This is a genomic window from Sulfobacillus harzensis (assembly GCF_012933365.1).
Taxonomy (GTDB): Bacteria; Bacillota; Sulfobacillia; order Sulfobacillales; family Sulfobacillaceae; genus Sulfobacillus_B; species Sulfobacillus_B harzensis.
Genome location: NZ_JABBVZ010000048.1, coordinates 1 through 26,837 on the forward strand (window position 1 = coordinate 1; position 26,837 = coordinate 26,837).

Here is a 26,837-nt window from a genome sequence, read left to right on the forward strand (position 1 = left end):
TCCGGTACCGTTTCGCTGGAAGTGGAAGCCCGAGGACGCAAAAAGCATGGACGCTATTTAGGAATGGCTATACTAGTCGCCCCGCTGCAGCGAGCCGACGGCTCGCTGGAACCGCGTACACGCGGCACTCCGCAGGGGTCGGTGGTCAGTCCGGTGTTGGCGAATCTGTTTCTGCATTATGCCTTCGATGTCTGGATGAGTCGGCGGCACGCCGACCAGCCCTTCGAGCGATACGCTGACGATGCCGTGGTGCATTGCCGGTCGTACGCTGCCGCGGCGGCCCTCAAGGAGGACCTCGCCCGGCGACTAAACGAATGTGGACTGGAACTCCACCCGACGAAGACCCGGATTGTCTATTGCCAAGACGATGATCGGCGAGGGACATACTCGGAGACAAGCTTCGACTTTCTGGGGTACACGTTTCGTCCGAGACGATCGAAGAATCGCCATGGCAAGTACTTCATTAACTTCACCCCCGCCGTGAGTAATGCGGCCCTTCGGGCCATGCGGCAAACCGTCCATGGTTGGCGGCTCCATCTTCAAGTGTCGCGTACCATCACGGACCTTGCCCGTCAATATAACCCGGTCGTGCGGGGATGGATACAGTATTATGGTCGGTTTTATCCCTCCGCCCTGTATCCCCTCCTACGGCATGTGAATCGGGCCTTGGTCCGATGGGCGACACGGAAGTACAAGAAGCTGGCACACCACACCCGTCGGGCTGAACATTGGCTGGGCGGTGTGGCTCAACGCGAACCTCAGCTGTTTCTACACTGGCAACGAGGGTTACGGCCTGCGGCGAGGTAGGGGAGCCGGATGAGCTGAGAGGTTCACGTCCGGTTCTGGGAGAGACTCGGGGTGCGAATCCCCGGGTCTACTCGCTGGGTTGTGTTGGCACGAACACAGGCCGCAGCTGAAGAAGCCCTGGCGGTAGCCCGCAAAGTGTTGGAACAGCGCTTGCGGCTAACGTTACATCCTGAGAAGACCCGCATCGTCAATGTCCGAGAGACGGCTTTTGATTTCCTTGGGTTTACCTTCTTTTGGGTAAACAGCCGGGACGGAGGTCGTCCATTGTTCGGACCGAAGACCGCGGCCATCGAGCGCTATAAGGACCGCATTCGCGGACTCACGCGCAGGAACCAACCGGTCAATCTCGAGATGGTCATTGACGGGTTAGCTCCCGTTGTGCGAGGGTGGGGGCACTACTTTGCCATTAGCCCCGCATGGGCGCTCTTTGACCAGTTGGATGCGTGGACGCGGGAGCGATGCGGGCCTTTGTCGGTAAACGGTGGAATCGTAGTCCCATTTTGGACCTTGAATGGCCCATTCGTCGGTTAGCCGACATGGGCTTACCATCTCTCACGGAATTGCGCCGACGAGTTAAGGCGCAACTTCCTCGCCCCTAATGCGGGGCAACTGTCGTCGGAGAGCCGGATGTGGGAAAACCACATGTCCGGTTCGATGAGGGGACGGGGTCCGGCAGGACCCCTCCTACTCTACTATGCTCTCTCGCGACAGCCCCTGTCGTGGCTCATCCGACCGTACGCCGTTTATCGATACACACGATCAAGACTTTGTGGATGAATTTAATAATGAGCCCTTCGTCGCGCTCCCCCAGGGGCCCCTTCTGGGTGAGTGAGCAAGTGTTGCGAGCACACATAAGATGCGAGCGATGTTGATTGGCGAAGGGGGAGACCGTATTGAGGATTACGTATTTGGGCCACGCGGGGTTGTTCTTGGAGACAGAGAATGGATCGATTCTCTGCGACCCCTGGTTTAACCCCGCTTATTTTGGCAGCTGGTGGCCGTTTCCGGCTAACGACCACATCGATTTGGAGCGCATCGCACATCCAACCTATCTTTACATTTCCCATTTACACCAAGATCACTACGATGCGGAGTTTTTGCGCGAGGTTGTGGACAAATCGACCACGGTGCTCTTGCCGAATTACCCCGTCACGGCGTTGAAGGAGGCCCTAATGGGGCTCGGCTTCACCGATTTTCGGACGCTGCCCGACGGGGAGGTGACGCCGCTCCAAGGACGATTGAAGGTGGCAATTTGGCCACTAACCGCGCCTGCCGACGGTCCGTTGGGCGACTCATATCTCTTTGTCGATGACGGCGAGACCAAGCTGGTCAATTTAAATGATGCGAGACCGCGCAACTTGGACGATGTACGGGACCTGGGGCCGATTGATGTGTTGTTTTTGCAGTTTTCCGGCGCCATCTGGTACCCCATGGTCTACGATGTGGACGACGAGACCATGGCGCAATTGGGGCGGTCAAAGCGCCAATCGGAGATGCATCGGGCGGAAACCTTTATACGCATGGTCGACGCGCGTCATGTCTTTCCCTCGGCCGGTCCGCCATGTTTTTTGGACGAGGACTTGTTCCAGTGGAATGACCTCTACAACGACGAAACCAACACCTTTCCGGATCAGACGGTATTTTTGCAAAAGCTCAAGGCCGATGGCATCGACACTGGGCATTTAGCTTTACCAGGCACGGACATTGTGGTCACACCCCAAACGCTGACGATCGCCCACCATTTTCCGGAATCGGTGGAGGACGTCTTTAATGACAAGGAATCCTACCTTCGGCGGTATCAGGCCCGCACTCACGAGCGGCTCGCCGCCGAAAAGGCGCGGTGGCCGGAGCCGGGGCCGGACTTCTTTACCGAGTTGAAAGACTTTCTAGAGCCAGTGATGGCACTGGCGGATCTCACAGCTCGCCAAATCAAGGCCTCCATCGTGCTGGATTGGGGTGAGGGAGCCGCCGAGTTGAATTTCCTGCGTCGGCGCATTCTCCCCTGGGACGGGTCGCCGGCGCGCTATTATTTCCGCATGGAGTCGAAGGTGTTGGCCGCCTGTGTGACGTGGCGGCTGGTGGACTGGGTGAACTCATTGTTCCTCTCCATGCGTTTTCGGGCGCGCCGCGATGGCGAGTACAACGAGGCCGTCTACACCTTCTTTAAGTGCCTCAGTCCGGATCGGATTCAGTTTGCCGAAGGTTATTGGATTGAAACTCATGCCGACAAGGAGCTGTGGCAGTGTGGAGATTATATGGTGCAGCGCCGTTGCCCTCATATGAAGGCCGACCTCAGGCGCTTTGCCAGCGTGGATAATCATGGCATCCTTACGTGCCACATGCACGGCTGGCAGTTTGAGTTGGCTACCGGCCGGTGTCTGAATGCCGACGATCGGGTGCTGTATACCCGACCGGTGGAAGGGGCCGATAAAGAATTGTAGACGGTGAGCGTCGTTCACCCGCTCCGGCATTGACGGGGCGGGTTTTTTCCGCTCAAAGTTGTTGGCATGAACTGAGAGCTCGGACGATATCTTTTGGCGAGGAGTGGTGGACGGACGGTCGAAGGGGGGACAGCGGTGAGCATTCGGGCAATATTGCAAGGAGCGTTGATGGGGCTCGCAGCGGCGCTGGTGATGGCGTTGCTGCTGGCGTTTCTGGATTATCAACTGACCTTGGCGGTGGCCGTGCAAAACGCGCTCATCTGGGTTGGAGCCGGGGTGACAGCCTTGGCGGCGGGCTGGGGCGCCGGGAGGGTGGCGGAAGCGGGGGGATGGTTTCATGGAGCTTTGGCCGCGGTGACCTTGAATTTGGTATCAACCGTGGTCGCTGAGACCATTCATGCCGGAAACGTGACGCATTTATGGGCTGGCCTTGGGGTGGGTCTGGTGGTAGGGCTTCTCGGAGGAATATTGGGGTTTGCAAGCCAATATTGATTAAAGTTACCTAAAATTGTGCATCCTTCCAATAGGAGGGATGTCAATGGCCAGCAATTTGGGCCACGTCATGAGTTCCATCTTATCTATTGCCCTCGTGACCAGCGGCGGAGGATCAGCAAATTTTTGGCAAGTCGGCCATAGCGGGTACACGGTCGCCGAGATCCAAGCCGATTTGGGAGTGTTGGGCTTTAATGCGGGGGCGGTCAATGGCCGCGTATCAGGCTCCCTGCTGCAGGCGGCCGATGACTACGCAGCGGCGTTTGGGCTCCAGTCCAAGGCAGGGATTAAGACCGATCTTGCGGTGACGCTGAAGGTGTTGGGGACGGTGCCGAGCGGCACCCACGGCACGGTAGTGCTGGCTGTCGAAAGTGATCTCAAAACGCTGGGCCTCTATCATGGGCCGCTAAACGGCCAATGGTCTTCAGCCTTGGAGACGGCGATTAAGTCCTTTCAAACCAAACTCGGACAACCGGGTGACGGTGTATTGTCCGCCGCCACCTTGCAGAATATCGCCCATTTGACGGCCGTTCGTGTGACCGCCCAACATCACTGGTCTTATCAGGCGCAGGCGGGTGACACCCTGAGGGCTCTCGCGTTTGCCGCAGGGCTTCCGTATCAAGGCTTTCTCAACGCCAACAATGAACATGGGAGTTCGCTTTGGGCGGGACAGACGATTCATTGGACAACGGCTTCGGCAAAGCCATCCAAGCCAGCTCAGTCCCCCAGCCCGACAGCCCCGAACCACAAAAGTCCGCCGTCATCCCCGACGCTTCCTGCCTCGCCACCCAGCACTGGCGTGCTGGCTAATCTGAAACCGGTGGCTGACCTGGTGCTGCTCAATCCGCGCACCGCCGAGGTTAGGGCGTTGATCCGAGCGGAAGAGAGCGCTCATGTGAGTCTCGATGTCAGCGTCAGTGGCCAGTGGGCGCTCACCCACGCCAATCTGATGCAAACCCTTTCGCGTCTTGGCAATGAGTTGGACCTGAGCGGATACAGCGGGGAAAATCTCAATCAACTGCCGGGTTGGGGGGTTCAGCAGGAACTGTCCTGGGGCATGGCTGCATTCCAAAAGTCAACGGGCAGCGCGCCCACCTTCCTTATCATGCGCGCCCAACCCAACCAGACGGTCAAGCAGGATGCCGACAAGCTTCACTTGGTGGCGATGGCGCCGAATCAGGTCATTCGGGCCCAAAAACAGCGGACAGCCACCACGATTGCCGCCCTCTTGGCGAAACCCAATCAGGTTGTCGAAGTCACGGTCCCGCTGAACTGGTCGGGCCTGTTCCACACTCTTAAGGGCAAAGGCTTTGTCTTTGAGACCTTAGGCCAAATTTGGGCAGGCGAATAGTAAAGCCGTCAACGAGAGAGGAAATCGGGTCGGCAAGTGCGAATATTCTCCTCTAGTACGACAGGAGGGGATATGCGTGGCGACAGAGACGACACAACAGCAAAAGGTCATCGCCTCGTCTGATTTAATCCATTGGAGGGCGGACTTCCAAGAGGAACCGCTCAGACAGGTGATTGCCAACGCCATCATCAAAAATGGGGTACAGGCGGTGGCGCAGAAGCGCCAGCGGGTGGCAGAGATGACCTACACCTTTTCCCACCAAATTCAAACCGGCGCCATTACCAACCAAAAACAGAGCGGCCGTTGCTGGTTGTTCGCCGGTTTAAACGTGATGAGAAAGCCCATGGCGGATCGACTTCATGTCAAAGACTTCGAGCTTTCCCAAGCCTATATGATGTTCTATGACAAGCTCGAAAAGGCCAACTACTTCTTGGAGAGCATCATGGCCACCATGGATGAGCCAGTCGACGGCCGACTCGTCTCCTGGTTGCTGCAAGCCCCGCTGCAGGACGGCGGCCAATGGGATATGTTTGTCAATCTGGTGGAAAAGTACGGGGTGGTGCCCAAATGGGTCATGCCGGAATCGTTTCACTCCAGCAACTCGCGCGCTATGAACCAATTGATGACGGCCAAGCTACGTGAAGATGCGGCCCGATTGCGGGCGTTGGCCAGGACTCCGGACCAGATGCGCGAGGCCAAGAATACCATGATGGGTGAGATTTACGGCATGTTGGCCCATTTCCTGGGCGAGCCTCCCGAGCGCTTCGTGTTCACTTACGAAGACGACGATCACCAGTTTCATGATGAAGGCCTGTTGACGCCTCACGAGTTTCTTGCTCGATTTAACAGCGTCGATCTCAATCAGTATGTCAGCGTGATTAATGCACCAACCCCCGACAAACCCTTTAATCAGACCTACACGGTGGACTACCTGGGCAACGTGGTCGGCGGTCGTTCCGTCTTATATCTCAATTTGCCTGTTGAGGAGTTCAAGGCGCTGGCCCAACGGCAGTTGGAGGACGGCGAGCCCGTGTGGTTTGGCTGTGATGTCGGAAAAATGTCCGACCGCGAGAGCGGTATCTTGGACGTAGACCAATATGCCTATGATGCGGCTCTGGGCGTGACCCTCGGCCTAACCAAGGCTGAGCGGTTGATGTACGGCGAAAGCCTGATGACGCATGCGATGGTCCTGACGGGCGTCAATGTGGCCGACGGCCAGCCTAATCGGTGGAAAGTGGAAAACAGCTGGGGGCCGGACGCCGGCAACAGGGGATTCTTCGTGATGAGTGACGCCTGGTTCAATGAGTACATGTACCAAGTGGTGGTCCAGAGGAAGTACTTATCGCAGGCTCAGCTGCAAGCGTTGGAAACGCCGGCTCGGCACCTTCCACCTTGGGACCCGATGGGATCCTTGGCGTAAATGGGAAAGGGCCCCTCGACAGGGGGCCTTTTCTATATGACGGCCTTCGCCCGCTTTTAACGGTGCCTCTCGGCGAGACGGGCGTGGCCCTTTTTTTCGGCCGTAAAAGTGGGCGCCGCGTACCCCGTGAGGCTACAATCAGCATGAATACAGAACAAATACAAATAGGAGGCAAGGTGCACGTGCGCCAGAGGCCGGGACATGTCCAAGTGGTGTCGGTTGCCGCCGCGTTTAGCGCACTATGGGCCATGCTGGACCATTCCAGTACGTTGAGCTGGGTCGGCGCCGGCGCTTTTTTGGTTGCCACGGGCTTTTTATTGTTCGGACGCGTCGCCCCAGGTTTTAGGCTGGTTCTGGGCCTGGGGGCGCTTGCGGGAGCTCTTGTGGGTTCGTGGGAAGCGCCCGTGGTCTTGCTTGGGGTATCGGCGGTGGGTTCGCTGGTGGTGTTGCAATGGACGGTCCCAACCTGGCTGTCGCCACTGCTGACAGCCCTGGGCTTTTTCGGACTGATGTTGCGTACGTCGGCTCAAGGGACCGTGCGGTTGGCGGATGTTTTCATAGTCGCTTTGACGGCGTCTGCGCTCGGCACATTGACCGGTTGGATTAAACGGCTGGAACGAGAACGCCGCAGTTATCTAGCGAGCCGAGGCGAACTGAACCAGAGTCTGAAGCAGGTCGAGTACTTGGCACTTCACGATGCGCTTACTGGGCTCGCCAACCGCCGTTTGGTAACGGCCCGGCTGGAGGAGGCGATGCGGCAAGGGCGGGCATTGGCGGTGGCATTCGTCGACTTGGATCGGTTTAAGTCCGTTAACGACTCGCGCGGCCATGGATTTGGCGATCGCTTGCTGAAGGCGGTCAGCCAAACGGTGGCGCGAATGCTGGAACCGGGGGATTTGTTGGGGCGGCAAGGCGGGGATGAATTCATCATCGTCTTGGATCAGGCCCGAGACGTTCACCAGACTCTGGAAGCGGTGCGACGGCGCTTGGAGGAAGGGATAGCGGTTGACGGGCACCGCATCTTTAGCTCCGCCAGTTTTGGCGTGGCATGGTATCCCAGGGATGGTCAGACTGCTGATGAGCTTCTAAGGCGGGCTGATGCAGCGCTGTACCGGGCGAAGGAGGCTGGGCGGAACCGCATCGCTTTTTACCGTGAGGACATGGAACAAGAAGCGTCTACGGCCCTTTATTTGGAAACGGCGCTGAGGCGAGCGGTGGAAGAGTCAGAGTTTCGACTGGTCTATCAACCGCAAGTGGACATCTTAACCGGTCGGCTGACGGGAATGGAGGCGCTGTTGCGCTGGCCTGCCGAACAGGACCGACTGTTCCTGCCGGACGAATTTCTACCCGAAGCGCAGAAGTTGGGATTGATGGAAACCATTGACGACTGGGTGATTCAGCGCGCCTTAGCGGATGTCAGCACGCTTGCCTGGTGGCGCCAAGAGCGGGTTACGGTGGCCGTGAATGTCTCGGCGACTCGCCTTGAGGCTCCCGATTTTCCTCGCCGTCTGCTGAGTTGGTTAAGAGCCGCGAATATCCAGCCTGATCGCGTGGAACTGGAAATCACCGAATCAACCATGGCCAACAATCCTCGCCTGGCCGCCGAGCGTTTAGGCGAGATTCGGCGTCTTGGAGTTGGGGTGGCGGTCGATGATTTTGGTATTGGCTATTCCTCGTTAAGCTATCTCCAGCACCTTCCCATCAGCCGGATTAAAATTGACCGGGAATTTGTCGCCCGGATTGAGGAGAGCGATGCCATCGGTCGAGCGATTGTCGCGATCGCGAAGAGTCTCCATCTGCAGGTCGTCGCGGAGGGCGTCGAAACGCGCCAGCAGGCGGATACGCTGTTGCGGCTCGGGTGCGATACGGCCCAAGGATGGTATTACCAGCAGGCCGTCTCGATTGACGCTTTGCGGTTGAAATATCTTCCCTTAGACCGCGAAAACCCGGCGTAACGTTTTTGTCACATCTAACGTTTATCCTTGGGAAGCAGGCAGGAAGGATGGGATACGATGCACCTCGCCGAGGCCATCAAAAATCAAATTATTTATTTGCAATATGTCTTGGACGGTGTTCAGGAGTCGGTCGATGCCGAAGTTTTACGTCCCATTGAGGGACCCTTGCGCCTGGCGCAAGGAGAACTTTCGGGCGAGGCTCGCTCGACATGCCTTCGCTTGCAGCGTCAAATCTCGCATTGGCTGGACTTGGGGCTGTCGCTTTCGCGGCCAACCGTAGAGCGGGTGCTGGAGGGGCTAAAGTCTCTTTATGCCGCCACTAGTCCGCCTTCGCCGCTGGCGGGTTGATGGGGGTCGTAAACGGCGCGCCTGGGTGCAGGCGATCATGCCAATAGTAAAGCAGTGACGAGGCTGCAAAGATGCCTGTCATGATGGTATACAGCATCGGCCGCGATACCCCTTGATAGAGGAATCCACCCACTAAAGGACCCACCATGCGTCCGGCGGAGCCAGCTCCGCCGACCAATCCCTGATAGAAGCCGACATGCTCTTCGGGCGTGATTTGATAGGTGCGGGTCGGAACCCCGGGCCATACAAACATTTCGCCCCACGTGGTCAAAAGCATGGCGGCCACGTATCCGGCGTAGCGGTGCGTGACAATAAGCACCAAGTAGCTCATCAGAAAGCTTAAGTTGCCGACCATCAGCTGCCATTTGACGCTGCTCCACCGGCGCGTGAGGTAGCTGATTACCGGTTGTCCCAGCAAAATCACTCCGCCGTTGATGCTCCATAACAGGCTATAAAGCGCCAACGAGAAACCTTCGCTATGCATGTAGGTCGACGTGGTGGTTGTCCATTGGGAATAGGCTGTCCAGTCCAGCACCAACCCCGCCATGAGCAACATGGGCCCGACCAGCGGAAGCCCCGGCCGATGGCGCTTCGACGCCTCGGGACGGGCTCGGCTGGCACCCTGGAACGCCGGTCCACGGTAGCCCACCAGCACCATGATCAAGAACACCAACAGCAATAGAGCATCCACTAAAAAGGTTGTCCGGAGGCCCCCGGCCTGGGCGACCAAACCGGCGGTGAGAGACCCCACCGCCACCCCAAGATTTTGCGCGACATAAATGGCGTTGAAGGCTTGACGCCCGCCTTGGGGCCACACGCTGACAGAGAAGGCATACATAGAGGGAGAGATGAGTCCGGTAAAGAGGCCGAAGGCGGTGACCAGCACGCCATAGGCGAGAAAGGCGTCGACAAAGTGAAGTCCGACCAGGCTCAGGATCGCACCGCCGATGCCGGTGGACACGGTCACAACACCGCCCATCCGGTCAAACATCCGACCGCCTACGGTCGATCCGACGACGCTGGCTCCTGACTGAACCATCAAAATGACGCCAGCGGCGGCGACTGAGTGATGTAGCACCGAATGCACATAAATGGTGGTGAAAGGCCAAAAAAATGACATGCCGGTGCTTTGGATGGCCATCCCGATAATGAGAAGCCAAATCGCGCGCGGCCAACGCATGAATGTGCTCATAGCATTGATGGTAACGGTTTCAAGTGGTTTGGGAAAGTGGGGACGTGGCCTAAAATGCTATAATAAGTCGGATTGCGCATTTTACATAGACAGTACTTGGCAGCGGACATCACGGAGGCGAGAACATGGCGAAGACTCCGATTACCGTCGCGTACGGCGATGGCATCGGTCCGGAAATCATGTCGGCCACCCTGGCCATTCTAGAGGCGGCAGGGGCCGAATTAGACATCGATGTGGTAGAAATTGGCGAACAAGTGTACAAACGCGGGGTGAAAAACGGGCTGGATCCCCGGGCTTGGGACTCCCTCAGCCGCACCCGGGTTTTCTTGAAAGCTCCTATTACTACGCCCCAAGGCGGAGGGTATAAGAGTCTCAATGTGACGATGCGCACGGCGCTCAACTTATACGCCAATGTACGGCCCACGGTCTCATACTACCCCTACGTGGAGACGAAGTATCCCCAAATGGACGTCGTTATCGTCCGAGAGAATGAGGAAGACCTCTACACCGGCATTGAGCATCGGCAAACCGACCAGGTCTATCAATGTTTGAAGCTGGTCAGCCGACCGGGATCGGAGCGGGTCATCCGCTACGCCTTTGAGTACGCCCGTGCCAACGGGCGCAAGAAGGTTACCTGCTTTGTGAAAGACAATATCATGAAGCTGACCGACGGGTTGTTTCACCAAACCTTCGATCGAATTGCGGCGGGATACCCCGATATTGAGCATGAGAGCTGGATTGTGGACATTGGAGCCGCAAAATTAGCGACGACACCTGAGCAGTTTGATGTGGTGGTGATGCCGAACTTATACGGCGATATATTGTCCGACGTCACAGCAGAAACCTCTGGTTCGGTGGGCTTGGCGGGGTCGGCCAACATTGGCGACCACTATGCAATGTTCGAGGCGATTCACGGCTCCGCGCCTCGCATCGCTGGCATGGATATTGCCAATCCTTCGGGCCTCTTGTTGGCGGCAGTGATGATGCTGGTGCACATTGGGCAGGGAGATTTGGCTACCACCATTCACGCGGCTTGGCTCAAAACGATTGAAGACGGCATTCATACTCCTGACATCTATCGGAACAACGGGCTGTCGAAGAAGAAGGTGGGAACGCGGGCGTTTGCCGAGGCTGTGATTGCGCGGCTGGGACAAAAGCCAGAACGCCTTAAGGCGGTGGAGTACCAACCCATGCCGGCTCAGATTCGAGGCCAGCAGGACGCGGACCGGAAAGAGGACAAGCGGCTTCGCGGAGTGGATGTGTTCTTGGACTGGGGTCCTGCTCCGGCCGTTGGACTAGGCCGCGCGATTGAGGCGATTGACGCGGGTCCCTTGAAGCTTGAGGTGATCACCAATCGCGGCATCAAGGTCTATCCTCACGGGAACCCGGAAACCTTCCTCACCGATCATTGGCGGCTTCGTTATTTGGCGCGCGACGCCGAGACGACGGTAGCGCCTCAAGATGTGCTGGCGCTTTTGGGGAAGCTGGTGGATCAAGGATATGACATCGTGCAAACGGAGAGTCTCTACGACTTCAACGGCGCACCGGGTTTCTCGGCCATCCCCGGATAGGCCCCCTCGTGGGGCCTTTTTTCTTCTCCCCGGATTGCGTTTGGTAAGATAGGGAAAACGGGTTAGGGGGGACTTCAATGACGAGCCGAGACCAACATCCGCTCTTTGTGATTTTAGGGGCTTCGGGCGATTTAGCCTACCGGCTCTTGATGCCAGCCATCTATCGTCTATACCTAGCGGGGCACTGGCATAGTCCGGTGATTGGTTTCGCACCGGATGACTGGAGCGGCGACCAATACAAGGATCGCGTGGTGGATGGACTGAGGCAATTCGTAGAGGAATTTTCCGAGGATCGCTGGACGGAATTTCAACAGCTGCTTCACTATCAGAGCGGCGAACTGTCCCCCGACGGCCTTAAACCGCTGGCTCAGAAGGTGGGCGACAGCGCCGCCATTTTCTATCTTGCGCTGCCCCCGGCCTTATTTGGGCAAGCAGCCCAAGGTTTGGCTGCGGTGGGACTAAGCAAGAGCGCGTCGGCGTTCCGGCGACTGGTGGTGGAAAAGCCCTTCGGTCATGATCTTCAGAGCGCCCAGGCACTGCGTGAAGCTCTGCACCAGGGATGGCAAGAAGACCAGATTTATCGCATTGACCATTTTTTGGGCAAAGAGACGGCTCAGAACATCTTGGTGTTCCGTCTGACCAACCGTTTTCTCGCGTCGATTTGGGATGCTGAACATATCCGCTCCGTGCAAATCACCTATGCTGAATCGCTCGGTTTGGAAGGTCGGTGGCGCTATTACGAAAGCGCCGGGGCGCTGCGTGACATGCTGCAAAATCATTTGATGCAGCTCTTTACGCTGACGGCGATGGACCCGCCGTCCGTCTGGTCTGCAGATGCACTCCATAATCATAAAGTCGAAGTTCTGCGGGCGGTGCGGCCCATCGCCGCGGATGCCGTGGACCACGCAGCCGTGCGCGGCCAGTATGGTCCTGGATCGGACGGGCACCGGACCGTGGTGGGATACCGCGACGAACCCCATGTGGCTCCGGATTCTCGCACCGAGACGTTCGCGGCTCTAAAGCTTAACGTGGATAACTGGCGGTGGCACGGTGTGCCCTTCTACTTGCGCTCCGGAAAGCGGATGCAGCGGGACTACGCGGAGGTCGCGGTGCAATTGAAGGAGGTGCCGCGCGGACTTTTTGGGGCTGGGTTGCGCAATTGGCTAGTATTTCGGATGAAACCCGATGAGCGCATTGACATGGTCGTGTGGGCGAAGGAGCCGGGATTAACATTGAAAACCCGGCCGCGGGTGTTGAGCACTCCGTACCGCCGTGCCAGTGAGATGGAGTATTCCGCCTACGAACAACTACTCCTCGCTGTTTTGCAGGGCGACCGAACGCCCTTTCCGCGCTATGATGAGGTAGAGGAAGCCTGGCGAATTGTGGATCCGGTTCTCGCGGCGTGGAAAACGGGGCAGCCGGAAATCTATCCCGCGTTTAGTGTGGGTCCCAGCGGGCAGGATCGCTTAATGGATCCGGGTACCGCTTGGCGGCGCTTAGGGGATTATGAGGAGGCGGGCAACTAGCATGGCGGAGCGAGTGGCCTTCATCGGTCTCGGGATCATGGGCCAAGCCATGGCCCTCAATCTCCATAAGCAATATCCCTTGATCGTGCACAACCGCAGCGCCAACCGGGCCGATCCGCTTTTGGCCGAAGGGGCAGTGTGGGCTGGGTCTCCGCGACTGGCAGCCCAAGAGGCCGATTACGTATTTCTTATGCTCAAGGACGACCAAGCTGTTCGGGCGATGGTTGAGGGACCCGAAGGCGTGTTTGAGGGCGTTCGTCCCGGGGCAATCATTGTGGACCATTCCACCATTTCCCCCGAAACCACCCGTAATCTTGCTAAGACGGCCAAGAGCCGAGGGGTAGCTTGGTGTGACGCGCCGGTTACGGGCGGGGATATCGGGGCGCGTGAAGCCACATTGACCATCATGGTTGGGGCGGGAGCCCCGGAATTCGCCCGTATCAAACCGCTATTGGCGGTCATGGGGCAGCGTATTGTCCACGTGGGAGCGGTTGGGCAGGGTCAGAGCCGCAAGTTGGTGGCAAACATGGTGTCGGGCCTGACCCTTATGGCGGCCAGTGAAGGCGTGCGCATGGGATTGGCTTTGGGGTTGCCCCTGGAGACCCTCGATGCCGTTATGACGCATGGCTCTGCGCAGTCTTTTGAATTAGCCAAGGTGCTAGACCGTCTACGTCACGCCAATTATGCACCCGGCTTTTCGGTCGACAATCGTTATAAAGATTTGCGGCTAGCCGTTGAGTTAGCGGAGTCGGTGGGTTTTGCAGCCAACATGGCGAAGTTTGCCGAGGGTCTTTTCGGGGAGCATCTTAAGGCAGGATTTGCCGACTGGGATGAGGCAAGCTATATCAAACGATGGGGGGAGTCCTAATGTTGTGGCGGCGGGCTCGGACCCCTTGGTGGGTTTGGGTATTGGCCATCATTGGCATGAAGTCGCTGTGGGTGCGGCGCCAAGAAGCCGTTGATCCGGGCTTTAGAGCGAAACAGGAGCGATTTCGGGAAAAGGTGAACGAGGCGTTTGCCGTCTGGCGGGATGACCATCCGACCGAGTAGCAAGGTGCGGCTCTCGCGTATAAGACGCACAGCGGCGATATTTCGGCTGGCCATTAGCTATTGGCGGGACGCGCGTGCTTTGGACCGGGCTAAGCGCCGGCTGTCGGATTCGGAATTCCACCGGCAGGAACAGGCCATTTATCGCGCGGGCGGCCAGCGGTTTCGGGAGGCGGCGCTGAGGCTCGGCGGCCTCATCATTAAAGTGGGGCAGTTTCTCAGCGCTCGCACCGATGTATTGCCCCTCGCGTTTACCCGCGAGTTGGCGGCGCTGCAGGATCAGGTGCCGGCGGCGCCATGGGATGAGGTTAAAGCCCTCATGGAGGCCATGTGGGAGGAGCCGCTGGATGCGCTCTTTTCCCAGGTCGAGCCCGAGCCGCTTGCGGCAGCTTCCTTGGGGCAGGTGCATCGTGCGATGCTCACCGATGGTGAGATGGTCGCCATCAAGGTGCAGCGGCCAGGCATCGACCGAGTAGCGCGGATTGACTTGTCGGCTCTCAGGGTGATTATGGGCTGGCTGGAGCGCCGAACGCGGGTTGGTCGGCGCCTCAATGCCGTGCGCCTGCTCGAAGAGTTCGAGACGCTGGTTGGCGAAGAATTGGACTATCGCATCGAGGAGGCGCACCAAGTGCGCTTCGCGGCGCAGTTTGCCAACGATGCGCGCATCCGCGTGCCGAAACCGTTGACCCATCTAACCCGCGAACGCGTATTGGTCATGGAGTACGTTGAGGGAATTAAGCTGAACCAACCCGATGCCATTCGCCAGGCGGGATTAGACGGCCCGCAGCTCGCCCATTTATTAATTGAGTCGTATTTAAAGCAGATCATCACCGATGGCTTTGTGCAGCTAGATCCCCATGCCGGCAATTTTTTTGCCGATTCTGAGGGTCGGCTGATTTTTTTGGATTTTGGCATGATGGGGGAGATTCCTCCGGGCGACTTAGCGGCGGTTGCGGATCTGCTGAGAAGTGTGCTTGGGCGGGATGCACGGGGCGTGGTGTCCGCCATCGACCGCCTCGGCTTCATTCGTCCTGGCGCTTCACCACGACTTATGATGCGGGCGGTCCAATTAATGGTGGACCATTTGTCGGGCGTCCCGTTAAAGCCTGGTCCAGAGATGGATCGGGCGGTGGCCGAGTTTCAGGACTTTCTCTACCAGGAGCCGTTGCAATTTCCCGCGCGCTATATGTTTCTTGGTCGCGCCATCGGCATGCTATTTGGCCTGATATCCGGATTGAACCCGGATTTGGACTGGATGCATTTTTTGCGTGAAAAAGCCCTGCCGTTGCTAAACGCTCGGTTGGCCCAGGACGCCCCCTGGATTAATACCTTAGGGGGGTGGGCAGGGCAACTGCTGGGCGCCGACGTGGGTAATGTGGTTGAGGGTGCGGCAGCTATCGGGTGGACTGAGCTTCGCGGCTTGGCGGCCTTGCCCGGACAAGCCCGGCGCGTATTGCAGTTGATGGAGGACGGGACCCTGGCCACCCAACCGGAGCTCACACCGCTATTGCGCCGCGTGGACTGGATGGGTCAACTGGCGCTGGCGCTGGTGCGTTCGCTCTGGTCGGGCCTGGCTTTGGCGTTGGCCTGGGCCATAAACGCGCTATGGCCCCATATCCCGGGTATTCGCCCGACGGGCATCATTTTAGCTGTGCTGGCGTGGATTTCCGCCGCTATGGCTGCCCGCCGAGCGCGGTCTCATTTAGGCCGTCCGCGGCGCTAACCTGGCGTCGATAGGCTTTAAGGAATAAGAGGGCAATGGCGAGGAAAATGGCTGGGACCGCACTTTGCAGAATGCGAAAGCCCCAGATGACTGATGAGGGTTCCACGGCGAGGCGGGCATTGTAGCGGCTGACGGCAAAGAAGGCCGCCATAATGGCATATTGCACCGAGAGGCCAATGCGGATAATGAAGCCGTTCATGCCGAGATACATGCCCTCACGGCGCTTGCCCGTGGTCAGCGCGTCAAAGTCGATGATTTCGGCTAACACCACGTTTAACAGCACCAAGAATCCCGATACGGAGAAGCCTAAAATGGCACCCGTAATCATCACCATCAGGGGGCTCCGGTCGACCAAGAATAGCAATAGCGTGACCAGGCAGAGCGTCGTGCTAAGCATGGTGGCCCGGGCTGATCCGACTTTCAACGAAACTTTGGCCCAAACGAAAGAGACGGGGATGGCGATGATGAAAATGGAACCCATAAAGATGCTGCTCTCAAGTGGAGTGAGCGGAACGACGTATTTGCTGTAGAAAGAGGAGACAGTGGTTAGCATGGTGGTGACCAGTTGAATGAGAAAACTGGCCAGCACAAAGGTTACGAAACGGCGATTTTTAAAGGTCTCGCTGATCGCCTGACGAAAGGCCAGCGGTTGGTCGCTGTAGCGCGGGTCTTCGAAACTGCCTAACACCGATACATAGAGAGACAGTGCGCCAATGAGGCCAAAGATGAGTCCCATGGCGGCCCAGCCGATGGTTAGGCCCAACGTTTTCGCAAATGCCACCCCGAGAATCAGATCGGCAATGCCAAACATTTGTTGCAACGCCGCAACAAAGGACCGTTGGCCCGGTTCTTGGTACATTTCCGGATAAAGGGCGGTCGCGTTGAGCGCAGTAAAGGTAAAAAATAGATCGAAGATGAAAGTGAAGGCGAGAAAGTAGATGACAAGGCCGGACGACCCCCAGTGAGGGGGATTGAAAAGGCCGTAGAATGCGAGTCCGAAGGGTAGGCTGCCCAAAACCACATATGGAATTCGGCGGCCCCACCGGGTGTGGGTACGGTCACTCAAGTAGCCGGCTCCTAAGTTCAAAAATGCATTAAGAACACCATAGGCGATAAGCCCCGTGGAGAGTGTGGCACCTGGGACCTTCAGGACCGTGACGTAAAAAAAGACCGCCACCGTGTTGAAGGCCTGCCACAATAAATTGATGCCGAACTGGTTTGCGCTGTAGGTTACCAGCTTCCAGGCCGGAATGCGCTTGTTCACAAAGTTATTGCCTCAGCTTTCAAAATGAAGTTTGGCCAGAGTGATGGCCATCTCACTTATCCTGAGGCTTGGGCGCCATGAAATCAAGAGGTGGTGTGTGGATCAGCTGTCTGACGCGCCTTGTCAAGCGCGGTCCGCCAACTGCCAAAGTATTTTTGCGCCGCCCAGTAGAGAGGGCGGTAATGACGGCGCACTGCACAGTCTCGCAAGTCTGCGCCCTCGCTCATCAAGCGCTGGATCTCCGCCGCCACCGACTCGCAGGAATGACGGCGGGCCCCTCGAAGGGCTTCGGGGTTGAAGCCCGCAGCTTGTAAGGCTTGGCGCCAGGAGCCGTAGTGATAAGTCGCGGCGGAAACCAACTGGTTATGGTCTTGTTGCATGGCATGGGCATGCAAGGGATGGCCGGCGGCCGCATGGCGTCGAATTTCCTGTGCAATCCGCTCCCGGGTCCAATAGCCACGATGATGACGGGCCGATGAGGCGGCGCGCACCTGCACCGCGATCCCGGCCGCTGTGAGAGCTTTGGGCCAGGAACCGAAATAGCGGCGTCCGGCGGCTAGGAGACTGGGGTCTTCATGAGTTAAGGCTTGTGCATTTAAGGGGCGGTTGGCCTGGTGGCGCGCGCAAATTTCGGCAAGCACGCGTTCACGAGACCAACGACGGCGGGAGGGTGTGGGGGAAGAACTGTGATTCGTCAAGGTGTTGACGCTCCTCCTTATCCTTTCTTGGACGCATTTGTCACAACGAGATACGGAAATCAGGAGCAGGTTGGATCACTCCCAACGAAAATTCCCAGACCGTCGCGAAGGGGCACTGGTCACAATCCGGCGATGTCGGTCTTTTCGGGCAATAGCGACTCATGTACAATGGCTTCGGAGGGAGAGCCGTGCCCAAATCGCCTAGGATACCGTCAGCCGGCGATCTCATGCACCGCGTGGCAACAGGGGAATGGGATGCGCTGAAAGAACTCTACCAGCGATTTAGTCCTGGGGTATACCAATTGGCCCGTCGACGCCTGAACGACGATCGGATGGCGGAAGACGTGGTGCAAGAGGTGTTCATGCGCATTTGGCATCACGCTAGCAAGTGGGATCCCGACCGCGGCAGCGTGGATACCTGGATCTTGGTAATGACACGCCACGTCGTCTATGACCATCTCCGTACGATACCGCCTGGAGGGTTGGATGTGGTCGGGAAAGCGATTTCGGAACAGTTCGCCGATCCGGACGATGGCATCAGCGACGTCCTTGAAGCGGACGCGTTGAGGCACTTGCTGCAGGGATTGTCTCCAGAACAGCGCCAAGTCATCCGACTGGTCTACGTGGAGGGCATGACCACAAAAGCGGTGGCGGAGCGGCTCAATATTCCGCTGGGAACGGTGAAAAGCCGATTGCGGCTGGCGTTGGACCATTTGCGTCGGGAACTGGAAAAGGAGGCGCATTCGGATGGGGCATTGTGAGGCGGAGACGCTGATGTTGCGATTCTTGAGCGGCGATCTCGACCGGGCCGAGCATGACCGCTATTTAAACCACCTACGCGAATGCGAACCCTGCAGGGACATGAGCCGAACGGGGCTCGCCTTGATGGACAGTCTGGTTTTTCAATTGGCTGACGCCTCACCGCCGCGCCGTTTGTGGAAGAGTTTGGAGCGCCAAGTCTTTCGACGTTCGCGGCGTGGTCTGTGGAGTATTCCAGCTGTGGCGGCAGCGCTAGGGTTAGGATTGGCCATTGGCTTCACCTGGGGTCACGGGCCGCCGGCCCACGCAAAGCCGGTCGCGGATACGGTGGTGTTGCCGTTAGGGGGTGTCAAGAAAGAGGTAACCGGTCAAGTGGTGGCATCGGATGCCGCCGACCGTATTACGGTAACGGTAGCGCATTTGCCGCCGCCTCCCGAAGGCGATGTCTATGAGGTGTGGAAAGTCTCCGGGCGAGGACCGCTGGTTCTAGGGACGCTGGCGTTGAGGAGTGGGCACGGATTTTTGACCGTTAAGGGGACGCTCGGGTCAGGCGATGAGGTCGTTGTCTGCCAAGAATCCCAGGCTTGGAAGGGCGAGTGGATGGGGCCCGCCGTGTTAACGGCGGCCATGCCGGGCGGATAGATAACCAGCATCGATGCTATATAGGCAACATATCCACAAGCTCTGCCATCTCTTTCGTCATGGGAAGCATGAGGGCGTGCCTTTTGTCCGACCAGCAATGGCTTGCGTGTTCCGGATGGGTAATCGTTGTCCAAGGGTCGACTTCCACACGAAAGTTCCATTGCCGGGTCATCCCAAATTCCCCTGGATAGTCGTAATAGCCGAGATATCCCGTTATGGCGCTCAGGCGGAGTCCGGTTTCTTCCCAAAGTTCTCGGCGTACGGCATCCGCTACGGTTTCCCCGGCGTCAACGTGTCCGCCAGGCACTTCCCAAACGTCGGGCATAAAGTCGTCACTTCGCCGTTTTAGAAGCAGAACGCGACCTGCCTCGATGACGGCAACCCCGACGACAACAGCGGGAATGGCGTCGTTAACGGCCTGCGCGAGCAGTTGGTCAAAAAAATCGTCGGATGAGATAGGGTTCATGGCTTCAGTATAACAAGGATCGGAGGGATTGGGTGACACGTTGTGAGTGGGCGGATGGGCATCCCTTGCTGCGCGACTATCACGATCAGGAATGGGGGGTTTTTACCCGCGACCGAGAACGGTTGTTTGAGATGCTCATTTTGGAAAGCGTGCAAGCCGGGCTTTCCTGGCTAACGGTGTTGAAGCGGCGTCCGGCATACCGCGAAGCCTTTCAGGGGTTTCGCCCGGAAGTAGCGGCCGCATGGACCGATCAGCAGCTGGCCGACTTCATGAACACGCCGGGCATTATCCATAACCGGGCCAAAATTGCCAGTCATCGGAGCAACGCCCAGGCCTTCTTGTTGGTAGAAGAGGAATTCGGGGGATTCGATCAATACCTCCTCCAATGGACCGGTCATGGCGTTCTGCACCATGCCTTCGAAAAGCCGGAACAGGTCCCGGCCCAGAGCCCCGAGAGCGAGCGGCTCAGCCGAGACCTGATGAAACGGGGATTTCGCTTTGTGGGGCCCACGATTTGTTACAGCTTTCTTCAGGCCATAGGGTTAGCGACAGACCATTTGATCGGCTGTTTTCGCTACACCCAGCTAGGAGTCTCCACTGGAAGCAATCTTTAAGGCCCCATAAGCCCAGCGCCAGGCCTCAAGCACGTCCTGGCCTTCCACCGCGATGGTCCGGCCGTCGACGCGCTGCACCACCGGCAGGATGGAGGCCGCTTCGGCATAAAAGCTACGGGTAAATTCGATTTGAAATTGCACGGGACCGGGAACCCGAAAAATGGGCGCCGCCTCGTGGCGTGACACGGCCTCGCGGCTTTGGGAGCGGATGGCCTCGAAAACTTGCGTTCGGGGCAGGTTGCGGGCCACACGGTGGTCCAGGGCGAACTTAACGACCACGGTTACAACTCCAGGCAGTCGCTCGGCCAGATCGCGGGCTAGCCGATCGTCGCCTGTGGTCAAGAGAACCGGCACGCCAAAGTGGCCCAAGAGGGCAGCGTTAATCTCGGCCTCGCTCACCTCGAGACCGTTTAGACGCCAATTATGGATCTGGGCGCCGGAAATGGTGTGGTCCATGACTGCATGCAAGGCTCCGGCTTTGGCGTGATATCCAATAAAAAGGGCGGCGTCGGCGTCCTGTGCGCCTTCGACCATACCCAGCAGTTTATTGTGTCCGGAAATGAGCTCTGCCCGGGGGTCGAGCTCCTCATACAGCAGATTGCGCATCGATCCATGAGAGTCATTGACAACAACAGAAGTCGCACCGGCTGCATAGGCTCCCTCGATGGCCGCGTTGGCTTCGTATGTCATTTGATGGCGAAATCGCTCGTAATTCACGTTGCCCGGCGTTACGTCATCACGACCGGTGACTCCCGCAATGCCTTCCATGTCCACAGAAATTAAAATACGCAAGATGACTCCCCCTTTTCGGGAAGCGTACCAGCTTCTGGCATGGCGCGCTACGTCTTCATATTTGGGCACGAAATGGCGGTGTGGGTGGACCACTGCCGGGAAAGATAACCTGGCTTGAAATATGGTGGGGAGGGAATTGCATGTCGTCTACCACAAAGAGTCCGACAATGCCGGCTCAACATCAGGGCCGCCAACCCGGCCTTGAAGAATTGATGCATCCCGAGCCCCGTGAGGTCGACCGCCAATACCGCGGTTCCGGAAAACTTCAGGGCAAGAAAGCGGTCATTACCGGGGCCGACAGCGGAATTGGCCGCGCGGTCGCTAACTTTTTCGCCAAAGAAGGAGCGGACGTGGCGATTGTCTATCTCAATGAGGACCACGATGCCAAGGACAGCCAAGCCTTGGTCGAGCAAGAGGGCCGACAGTGTTTGCTCATCCGCGGCGACGTGGGGGATCGCGAGTTTTGTCAACGCGCCATTCAGTCGGTGATAGACCACTTTGGCCAGTTGGACATTGTGGTCAACAATGCCGGTGAGCAGCATCCGAAGAAGTCGCTTGAGGACATTTCCGAGGCGCAGCTCAAGCGCACCTTTGAGACCAACTTCTTTGGTCTGTTCTTTATGACCCAGGCGGCGTTGCCGCACCTTAAGAAAGGTGCCAGCATCATCAACACTGCCTCCGTGACGGCCTATAAGGGGAATAAAGAGCTGTTGGACTACAGTGCCTCCAAGGGTGCGATTGTTTCCTTTACCCGAAGTCTCGCGCTGAATCTCGCCGAACGCGGCATCCGGGTAAATGCGGTAGCTCCCGGGCCAATATGGACGCCGCTCATTCCCTCGACCTTCAGCGCGAGCACGGTGCACACGTTTGGGAGCACTACCCCCTTAGGGCGCCCCGGACAGCCGGAAGAGGTCGCGCCCGCCTATGTCTTCTTAGCATCGGACGATGCCTCGTATATGACAGGTCAGGTGCTTCATCCCAATGGCGGGGAAATGACGGCCAGCTAAGTTCGCAGGGTGAACGGCAACGGGGCAGTGCGAAACCGATTGCCCCGTTGCGGCGCGTTTAGGAGTTGGGCGCTGCCGGTGAGCTGCTGCCGTATGCTATGTTGAAGCCGTCGGTGTCGGAATCCGGAACCGAAGGGGTCGATACCTGCGCGTTGCGCTGAATCATGACCCCGCCATCGCTGGTCACGAGGCCCGGATTTTGGCCATTGACGGTGCCTGGATCGAAGGTGGTTTGCCCGTAGTTGGCCAACGTCGCCACTCGGCCGCCAACGGTCGGTGCCTCTTCGATCCACTCTGCCGACTGGGCGGGCCCGCTGTAGCTCTGGGTTGTGGAAAAGCTTTGTCCGGACGTGGTGTCCTTGAGACTTATTGTCCATGTGCCGTTGCCGTTGTTCACGATGCTCGCCTGCATAACGTCGCCCGGATGGATGGTCATGCCGGAAATGGTGGTCTCCGCGGCCGGGAGAATTTCCCACCAAGCTGAGTAACTGGCACCGCTCTTGGAGGCATCTTGTTCGGTACCGGTTTGGATGAGGTCGCTATTATTGAAGCCATCGATGCCGATCCAGCTGGAGGAATATTCTGTGCCGTGGGAGGAGGTGACTTTAGGCACAATCCATGAGTCGGTGATCGAGTGATAGGTTTGCCCGGTTACAGCATAGCCGGACCAGTTGCTCGAGGACCACCCGAAACTGGGGCTATTGGTATTGCTGCCTGGCTTTTGGTGCAGACGCGGCGCATTGACGATAGCGGGCGGCGCGGACGTGGCCAGCGCGGGAATTGCGCCAAATCCAAAGGTCAATGCAAGGGGAGCGGCCAAAGTCCAGACCTTCATAGTTAAAACCTCCTTTGAGATTGGTACACCTCAAAGGTTCGGTGGGAAAAACTGGATACCTGTTTTGGCCGCTCAAAACTATCCGACAAAATTTGTCAAACGGAGTGGTCGAGTTGCTCTAGCAGTGCATCGGCTTCCTCAACGGTAATTTCGCCCGCTTGCAGGGCAGCGAGAATGGTTCGGCGCTGGCCTTCCAAATCGGGTGGCGCGGAGTCGGGATGCTGCTCCCCGGGGGTTTGGCCGACCACGATGTTCCCCCGGCGGGTTTCCAACTCGATTTGGCTTCGGCCGTCTCCCACGACCCCCACAAGGCGCTCTCCCCGCTGAGGACCGGCGTGGCCAACGGGAATGAGCGGAAGGTGGGAAATCACTCGGCCATGCTCGGTGCTGGCCTCGATGCGGGCTCCTACATCGAATGGAAATGCGAACTCGATGCGCCCCCGATTTTTTACCTGCACCGTCAAGTGATCAAATCGTCCTTCCGCACTCACGTCGCCGACCCCCACCGATACATCGGCCGTGCCCCAGACTCCATTGGCCAGCGTGACCTTGCCGAGTCCCGCGTTGACATCCAACTTGGCGCCCCGCGCACCACTAATGGTTACGTTGCCCATACCCGCGTTGATGTCCAGTTCGCCGCCACCGTGGGTCCAAGTCACATCGCCCTTGCCCGCATTGATGTCGTAGTGGCCCTCACACTCCTCCAGGCTAATTCGCCCAAGGCCGTCGTTGAGATCGACGCTACCTGATACCTGGCTTAATTCGCACGTCCCCATCCCGACGTTAAGGTCAAAGGATCCTTGGGCTTTCTCAACGCGAAGGTCCCCTTTGCCCACATTGACATCCCAATGCCCACGCTGTAAGGCAGTGAGGTGCGCATTGCCCAATCCGACATTCAGATCGCCGCGTTCCACCGACAGTCCGTCGGCCTCCAGCGGACCGCGTCCCAAGGAAGCATCTAAGGCCGCGGATTCGGGAATTTGGCAGGTCATCCGCACGGAACCGCTAACGCGCTCCGCGTCCACGATCACCTCGTGGCCTTTGTTAAGCACGGGGCAGGGTGGGTCGCTCTCAAGATGGAATTCACCGTCGGGCGACGAAACTAAGGTCAGACTGCCACGTTTAATTTTAATCTCGATGTGCATCATCGGGATCTCCTTTTCGTTGTTCACTAAGCCGCGCGAGCGCCTCCTTGACGTCAAGCCGGCCATCGGCCACATCCTCCAGAATGCGTCGGCGGTTTGACGGCATGGCCGGGGACTCGCCCCCTTGAAAAGCATCTACCAGGTCGTCCAATTTGCTGCGGACGGTGGGGTAGGAGATGCCGAGAATCCGTTCAATTTCTCGGAGGTTGCCTCGACTGAGTACAAATACGCGTAAGAACTCCCGCTGGTCATCGGTTAGCCCAACGGTCGGCTGACCTTGGAAATGGCCGCGAATCTGCACATGGCAGTGCGGGCATTCCAGCTCCGTAACCTCTAAGGTGTGACGACAACTGGGACAGGTACTGATAAAATGGGCCATAGAGTCACCTCTTTCAATGTTGATAGTAGCATAAATAATGTTTAGTTATCAATTAACAAAGCAATATTGGGGGCAGGGGGATGGAAGAGCGATATCGGGGCCGCGACGTGCACTTTTGCGCTACGTGCCAATGGATTCAGCATCAAGGGCCGAAAGTGTTTGTATGTGTCCGCTTGGGATATCAGACCCACCCGCGCTGGAAATTTCGCTGCTGGACGCCGCGTGAGCGTTACCGGGACGATAAGGACTAGGGCGCTACACCTAAAAACGGCAGAAGATGCGCCAGCACCCCATCGGGGTTTTCCAGATGGGGGTAGTGGCCGGTGCCAGGGATGATGCGGCGTTCCGCAGATAGGGCGTCCAGACCATCCGGACCTCCGTGCAGGACGGGGTCGGCCGCTCCTTGCATAACTAAGGTAGGAACCCGCACTCGCGACAGCCAGTAACCAATATCGGTGGTCAAAATGGTGTTCAGGGTTGCCAAAATGGCATGCGGCTCCGCCATGTCGACGGCCTCCTGTTGAAGGGCAAGAGATTCGTCGCTCGGCGGAAGATGAAAAGACTGGCGCCATAGTCGCATTAACAAGGTGGGCAGATGGTCGCGGCGGGTGCGTTCCACCAGGGCGCGAATCCGCGCGAACTGGCGCGCCACGCCCGGGTCAATGAGAGGATTGGCCGCCCCAGGAATTGTGTCCAATACCACCAGCCGGCGGACTAAATGGGGAATGCGGGCTGCCAAATAAATGGCTCCGGTCCCGCCAAAGGAATGGCCAATAATATCGACAGGTCGCGTGCCCAGCTTCCGGACGAGCCGTACCGCATCACGCATGTAGTCGTCGATATGGTAGCCTTGGGGCGGTTTGTCGGATCGGCCAAACCCTCGCAAATCCGGCATGACGAGCCGCCAGCCGTTTTGGGGAAACCGCTTGGCCAGGGGAAGCCAGCTTGCCCCGTTCATGGCCCATCCGTGAAAAAACAGTACCGTTTTCGGTCCGTCGCCTAAGATTTGATAATGAATTCGAATTCGTGATCCCGCCAACGTGTGGCACCCCCTTGTTTGTATCATACAAATGTCACTCCCCGTAGAAAAGGGGAAAAGGGATTCGGGGGCGGGAGAGAGAATGTTCAGGGGGAGGGGGACATGGAAATTCCGCACGGACTGGTCTATCGCATCAATTGGGGCCGCATAGCCTGGCAGCGCGCTTGGCCTCGCATGGCCGGACATTTTTCGGCACTCCGCTTCGAACCCGTACACGAGCCCGAACTACTGCCCTCGCGCTGGGTGACGCTCCGGCCCCGTATGAGCGGCATCTGCGGGTCGGACATTGCCCTTTTGCGAGGGCAGTCGAGCCCTTATTTCCGCCCCTTGACGTCCTTTCCTGCCGTACTGGGTCACGAAATTCTTGCCGAGACAGCCGATGGTACGCGGGTCGCCGTCATGCCCACACTGTCCTGTGCGGCCCGGCGGTTGCCGCCCTGTGCGCACTGTGCGGTGGGGCGGGGTGACGACTGTTTACGGCGCACCGATCCGGGCCTCGGCCCGGGTTTGATGTTGGGGTATCATAGCCGCCTGCCCGGTGGCTGGGGGGAGCGCATGTGGGCCCCAGAGGAACAGTTGCTAGTCATCCCGGAATCGATGCCGGATGAGCGGGCGGTGCTGACGGAACCCGGGGCCATCGTGCTGTCGGGACTCAGACGGCTGAACTGGGCGGCGGTTCGCGATGTGCTGGTAATTGGCGTTGGCACCTTAGGCCTGATAGCTACAGCAATGATTTCGGAACTTTATCCCGCCGCGACCATTACCGTACGGGCGAAGCATCATTACCAGGCCAGACTGGCCCGTGAAATGGGGGCCCATCGCCGCGGCGACCGAGAGGCGATCGAGCATGTCACTGGTACCCCGCTGCCAACCTTACCGGGATATCGGCCCCATTATTTGCGGGGGTTTGATGCCGTCGTCGTGGCGGTGGGCGATGGCCGCGCACTGGCGGATGCATTGACTTGGGTCAATCCCGGGGGCCAAGTGCTCTTGTTGGGCGGCGTGGCTCGCACCGTTTTGGATTTAACCCCTGCCTGGGCTCGGCATGTGACGGTCATGGGATCCTATGGATACGGGGACTCGGGCGTGGACATGTCTCGGACCGTGCTCTCGCTTTTCAGTGTGATGCGCCAGCCGCTAGAGTCGCTGGTGACCCATCAATTTACGCTGGGCGAGCACAAAAAGGCGCTGAACCAGGTGCTGGTTCAGCGCGACAAGGTGGTTAAGGCTGTTTTTCGCCCAACCAGCGCCTAGGAGCTTTTTCAAAAATTGACCCGGACGGCTCCGCGGACGGGTGTCAAAATTCGCTGGGGTGGGCGGCCAT

At 58.1% G+C, this 26,837-nt stretch carries 27 protein-coding genes; 18 read left to right on the forward strand and 9 right to left on the reverse strand.

The features are described from left to right. The 8 genes from HIJ39_RS13365 to HIJ39_RS13400 all read left to right on the forward strand — a co-directional run. Positions 1–807: group II intron maturase-specific domain-containing protein (locus HIJ39_RS13365; RefSeq protein ID WP_243239663.1), on the forward strand; the 807-nt coding region annotated here is incomplete at its 5' end. 51 nt (positions 808–858) lie between these two features. Further along, positions 859–1,338, forward strand: a complete 480-nt coding sequence (locus tag HIJ39_RS24930) for a group II intron maturase-specific domain-containing protein (protein ID WP_338055170.1) — start codon at positions 859–861, stop codon at positions 1,336–1,338. A gap of 362 nt (positions 1,339–1,700) precedes the next feature. Next, positions 1,701–3,248, forward strand: coding sequence for a Rieske 2Fe-2S domain-containing protein (locus tag HIJ39_RS13375; protein ID WP_169100508.1), 1,548 nt, complete (start codon positions 1,701–1,703; stop codon positions 3,246–3,248). Positions 3,249–3,383: 135 nt separating this feature from the next. After that, positions 3,384–3,740 (forward strand): TIGR04086 family membrane protein, encoded by a 357-nt coding sequence (locus tag HIJ39_RS13380; protein WP_338055171.1) that lies wholly within the window; start codon positions 3,384–3,386, stop codon positions 3,738–3,740. 46 nt (positions 3,741–3,786) lie between these two features. Continuing rightward, positions 3,787–5,091: a peptidoglycan-binding protein gene (locus HIJ39_RS13385; RefSeq protein ID WP_169100510.1), complete on the forward strand. Its 1,305-nt coding sequence runs from the start codon at positions 3,787–3,789 to the stop codon at positions 5,089–5,091. A 76-nt stretch (positions 5,092–5,167) separates the two neighbouring features. Next, positions 5,168–6,511, forward strand: a complete 1,344-nt coding sequence (locus tag HIJ39_RS13390; protein WP_338055172.1) for a C1 family peptidase — start codon at positions 5,168–5,170, stop codon at positions 6,509–6,511. Between the two features lie 182 nt (positions 6,512–6,693). After that, complete coding sequence (locus tag HIJ39_RS13395) at positions 6,694–8,466, forward strand: EAL domain-containing protein (RefSeq protein ID WP_169100512.1); 1,773 nt, start codon at positions 6,694–6,696, stop codon at positions 8,464–8,466. Positions 8,467–8,523: 57 nt separating this feature from the next. Further along, positions 8,524–8,814: a hypothetical protein gene (locus tag HIJ39_RS13400; RefSeq protein ID WP_169100514.1), complete on the forward strand. Its 291-nt coding sequence runs from the start codon at positions 8,524–8,526 to the stop codon at positions 8,812–8,814. Here the strand turns inward: HIJ39_RS13400 and HIJ39_RS13405 are convergent. Continuing rightward, positions 8,786–9,994, reverse strand: coding sequence for an MDR family MFS transporter (locus HIJ39_RS13405; protein WP_169100516.1), 1,209 nt, complete (start codon positions 9,992–9,994; stop codon positions 8,786–8,788). The two genes, HIJ39_RS13400 and HIJ39_RS13405, sit on opposite strands and share 29 nt — an antisense overlap. Before the next feature lie 137 nt (positions 9,995–10,131). On the opposite strand from HIJ39_RS13405, the gene HIJ39_RS13410 reads away from it, so the two are divergent. The 5 genes from HIJ39_RS13410 (at position 10,132) to HIJ39_RS13430 (ending at position 15,873) form a co-directional block, all read left to right on the forward strand. Beyond that, positions 10,132–11,577: an NADP-dependent isocitrate dehydrogenase gene (locus tag HIJ39_RS13410; RefSeq protein WP_169100518.1), complete on the forward strand. Its 1,446-nt coding sequence runs from the start codon at positions 10,132–10,134 to the stop codon at positions 11,575–11,577. A 77-nt stretch (positions 11,578–11,654) separates the two neighbouring features. Beyond that, positions 11,655–13,103 (forward strand): glucose-6-phosphate dehydrogenase, encoded by a 1,449-nt coding sequence (gene zwf, locus HIJ39_RS13415; protein WP_169100520.1) that lies wholly within the window; start codon positions 11,655–11,657, stop codon positions 13,101–13,103. Position 13,104: 1 nt separating this feature from the next. Further along, positions 13,105–13,971 carry an NAD(P)-dependent oxidoreductase gene (locus HIJ39_RS13420; RefSeq protein WP_169100522.1) on the forward strand — a complete coding sequence of 289 codons (867 nt, stop codon included), beginning with the start codon at positions 13,105–13,107 and terminating at the stop codon, positions 13,969–13,971. After that, the gene (locus tag HIJ39_RS13425; RefSeq protein ID WP_169100524.1) at positions 13,971–14,153 is read left to right on the forward strand and encodes a hypothetical protein; all 183 of its coding nucleotides are present in this window, start codon (positions 13,971–13,973) and stop codon (positions 14,151–14,153) included. The genes HIJ39_RS13420 and HIJ39_RS13425 overlap by 1 nt, the downstream gene beginning before the upstream one ends. After that, positions 14,134–15,873: an ABC1 kinase family protein gene (locus HIJ39_RS13430; protein WP_169100526.1), complete on the forward strand. Its 1,740-nt coding sequence runs from the start codon at positions 14,134–14,136 to the stop codon at positions 15,871–15,873. Before HIJ39_RS13425 ends, HIJ39_RS13430 begins: the two co-directional genes overlap by 20 nt. Here the strand turns inward: HIJ39_RS13430 and HIJ39_RS13435 are convergent. Next, a complete protein-coding gene (locus HIJ39_RS13435) occupies positions 15,824–17,137 on the reverse strand; it encodes an MFS transporter (protein WP_169100528.1) in 1,314 nt (437 codons plus the stop codon). The two genes, HIJ39_RS13430 and HIJ39_RS13435, sit on opposite strands and share 50 nt — an antisense overlap. 83 nt (positions 17,138–17,220) lie before the next feature. Continuing rightward, a complete protein-coding gene (locus HIJ39_RS13440; RefSeq protein ID WP_169100530.1) occupies positions 17,221–17,835 on the reverse strand; it encodes a homing endonuclease associated repeat-containing protein in 615 nt (204 codons plus the stop codon). 188 nt (positions 17,836–18,023) lie between these two features. On the opposite strand from HIJ39_RS13440, the gene HIJ39_RS13445 reads away from it, so the two are divergent. Together HIJ39_RS13445 and HIJ39_RS13450 are read left to right on the forward strand one after the other, a co-directional pair. Continuing rightward, entirely contained in the window at positions 18,024–18,596 is a 573-nt protein-coding gene (locus HIJ39_RS13445) for a sigma-70 family RNA polymerase sigma factor (RefSeq protein ID WP_169100532.1), read from the forward strand. Next, entirely contained in the window at positions 18,583–19,236 is a 654-nt protein-coding gene (locus HIJ39_RS13450; protein WP_169100534.1) for an anti-sigma factor, read from the forward strand. Before HIJ39_RS13445 ends, HIJ39_RS13450 begins: the two co-directional genes overlap by 14 nt. Positions 19,237–19,252: 16 nt before the next feature. On the opposite strand, the gene HIJ39_RS13455 is transcribed toward HIJ39_RS13450, so the two are convergent. After that, the gene (locus HIJ39_RS13455) at positions 19,253–19,702 is read right to left on the reverse strand and encodes an NUDIX hydrolase (RefSeq protein ID WP_169100537.1); all 450 of its coding nucleotides are present in this window, start codon (positions 19,700–19,702) and stop codon (positions 19,253–19,255) included. Between the two features lie 32 nt (positions 19,703–19,734). Between HIJ39_RS13455 and HIJ39_RS13460 the strand changes: the two genes are divergently transcribed. Next, positions 19,735–20,316: a DNA-3-methyladenine glycosylase I gene (locus tag HIJ39_RS13460; RefSeq protein WP_169100539.1), complete on the forward strand. Its 582-nt coding sequence runs from the start codon at positions 19,735–19,737 to the stop codon at positions 20,314–20,316. Here HIJ39_RS13460 and HIJ39_RS13465 read toward each other — a convergent pair. Continuing rightward, a complete protein-coding gene (locus HIJ39_RS13465; RefSeq protein ID WP_169100541.1) occupies positions 20,287–21,108 on the reverse strand; it encodes a M55 family metallopeptidase in 822 nt (273 codons plus the stop codon). The genes HIJ39_RS13460 and HIJ39_RS13465 overlap by 30 nt on opposite strands. A gap of 140 nt (positions 21,109–21,248) precedes the next feature. Here HIJ39_RS13465 and HIJ39_RS13470 point away from each other — a divergent pair, with 140 nt between their 5' ends. After that, positions 21,249–22,115, forward strand: coding sequence for an SDR family oxidoreductase (locus tag HIJ39_RS13470; protein ID WP_169100543.1), 867 nt, complete (start codon positions 21,249–21,251; stop codon positions 22,113–22,115). A gap of 58 nt (positions 22,116–22,173) precedes the next feature. Here the strand turns inward: HIJ39_RS13470 and HIJ39_RS13475 are convergent, their stop codons facing one another. From HIJ39_RS13475 to HIJ39_RS13490, 4 genes are all read right to left on the reverse strand, one after another. Continuing rightward, the gene (locus tag HIJ39_RS13475; protein WP_169100545.1) at positions 22,174–22,950 is read right to left on the reverse strand and encodes a G1 family glutamic endopeptidase; all 777 of its coding nucleotides are present in this window, start codon (positions 22,948–22,950) and stop codon (positions 22,174–22,176) included. 95 nt (positions 22,951–23,045) lie between these two features. Beyond that, complete coding sequence (locus HIJ39_RS13480; protein ID WP_169100547.1) at positions 23,046–24,098, reverse strand: DUF4097 family beta strand repeat-containing protein; 1,053 nt, start codon at positions 24,096–24,098, stop codon at positions 23,046–23,048. Beyond that, entirely contained in the window at positions 24,079–24,474 is a 396-nt protein-coding gene (locus tag HIJ39_RS13485; RefSeq protein ID WP_169100549.1) for a DUF2089 domain-containing protein, read from the reverse strand. Before HIJ39_RS13485 ends, HIJ39_RS13480 begins: the two co-directional genes overlap by 20 nt. Positions 24,475–24,721: 247 nt before the next feature. Next, the gene (locus HIJ39_RS13490; RefSeq protein WP_169100551.1) at positions 24,722–25,513 is read right to left on the reverse strand and encodes an alpha/beta fold hydrolase; all 792 of its coding nucleotides are present in this window, start codon (positions 25,511–25,513) and stop codon (positions 24,722–24,724) included. Between the two features lie 102 nt (positions 25,514–25,615). Here HIJ39_RS13490 and HIJ39_RS13495 point away from each other — a divergent pair, with 102 nt between their 5' ends. Then, positions 25,616–26,767 carry a zinc-dependent alcohol dehydrogenase gene (locus HIJ39_RS13495; protein WP_169100553.1) on the forward strand — a complete coding sequence of 384 codons (1,152 nt, stop codon included), beginning with the start codon at positions 25,616–25,618 and terminating at the stop codon, positions 26,765–26,767. Positions 26,768–26,837: the final 70 nt, after the last annotated feature.

Bases quoted from the DNA above. Each gene is read 5' to 3' on its own strand.
- HIJ39_RS13385 (WP_169100510.1), top strand. From the start codon at position 3,787: ATGGCCAGCAATTTGGGCCACGTCATGAGTTCCATCTTATCTATTGCC.
- HIJ39_RS13400 (WP_169100514.1), top strand. From the start codon at position 8,524: ATGCACCTCGCCGAGGCCATCAAAAATCAAATTATTTATTTGCAATAT.
- HIJ39_RS13405 (WP_169100516.1), bottom strand. From the start codon at position 9,994: ATGCGTTGGCCGCGCGCGATTTGGCTTCTCATTATCGGGATGGCCATC.
- HIJ39_RS13410 (WP_169100518.1), top strand. From the start codon at position 10,132: ATGGCGAAGACTCCGATTACCGTCGCGTACGGCGATGGCATCGGTCCG.
- zwf (WP_169100520.1), top strand. From the start codon at position 11,655: ATGACGAGCCGAGACCAACATCCGCTCTTTGTGATTTTAGGGGCTTCG.
- HIJ39_RS13420 (WP_169100522.1), top strand. From the start codon at position 13,105: ATGGCGGAGCGAGTGGCCTTCATCGGTCTCGGGATCATGGGCCAAGCC.
- HIJ39_RS13425 (WP_169100524.1), top strand. From the start codon at position 13,971: ATGTTGTGGCGGCGGGCTCGGACCCCTTGGTGGGTTTGGGTATTGGCC.
- HIJ39_RS13430 (WP_169100526.1), top strand. From the start codon at position 14,134: ATGACCATCCGACCGAGTAGCAAGGTGCGGCTCTCGCGTATAAGACGC.
- HIJ39_RS13450 (WP_169100534.1), top strand. From the start codon at position 18,583: ATGGGGCATTGTGAGGCGGAGACGCTGATGTTGCGATTCTTGAGCGGC.
- HIJ39_RS13455 (WP_169100537.1), bottom strand. From the start codon at position 19,702: ATGAACCCTATCTCATCCGACGATTTTTTTGACCAACTGCTCGCGCAG.
- HIJ39_RS13470 (WP_169100543.1), top strand. From the start codon at position 21,249: ATGTCGTCTACCACAAAGAGTCCGACAATGCCGGCTCAACATCAGGGC.
- HIJ39_RS13475 (WP_169100545.1), bottom strand. From the start codon at position 22,950: ATGAAGGTCTGGACTTTGGCCGCTCCCCTTGCATTGACCTTTGGATTT.
- HIJ39_RS13480 (WP_169100547.1), bottom strand. From the start codon at position 24,098: ATGATGCACATCGAGATTAAAATTAAACGTGGCAGTCTGACCTTAGTT.
- HIJ39_RS13485 (WP_169100549.1), bottom strand. From the start codon at position 24,474: ATGGCCCATTTTATCAGTACCTGTCCCAGTTGTCGTCACACCTTAGAG.
- HIJ39_RS13495 (WP_169100553.1), top strand. From the start codon at position 25,616: ATGGAAATTCCGCACGGACTGGTCTATCGCATCAATTGGGGCCGCATA.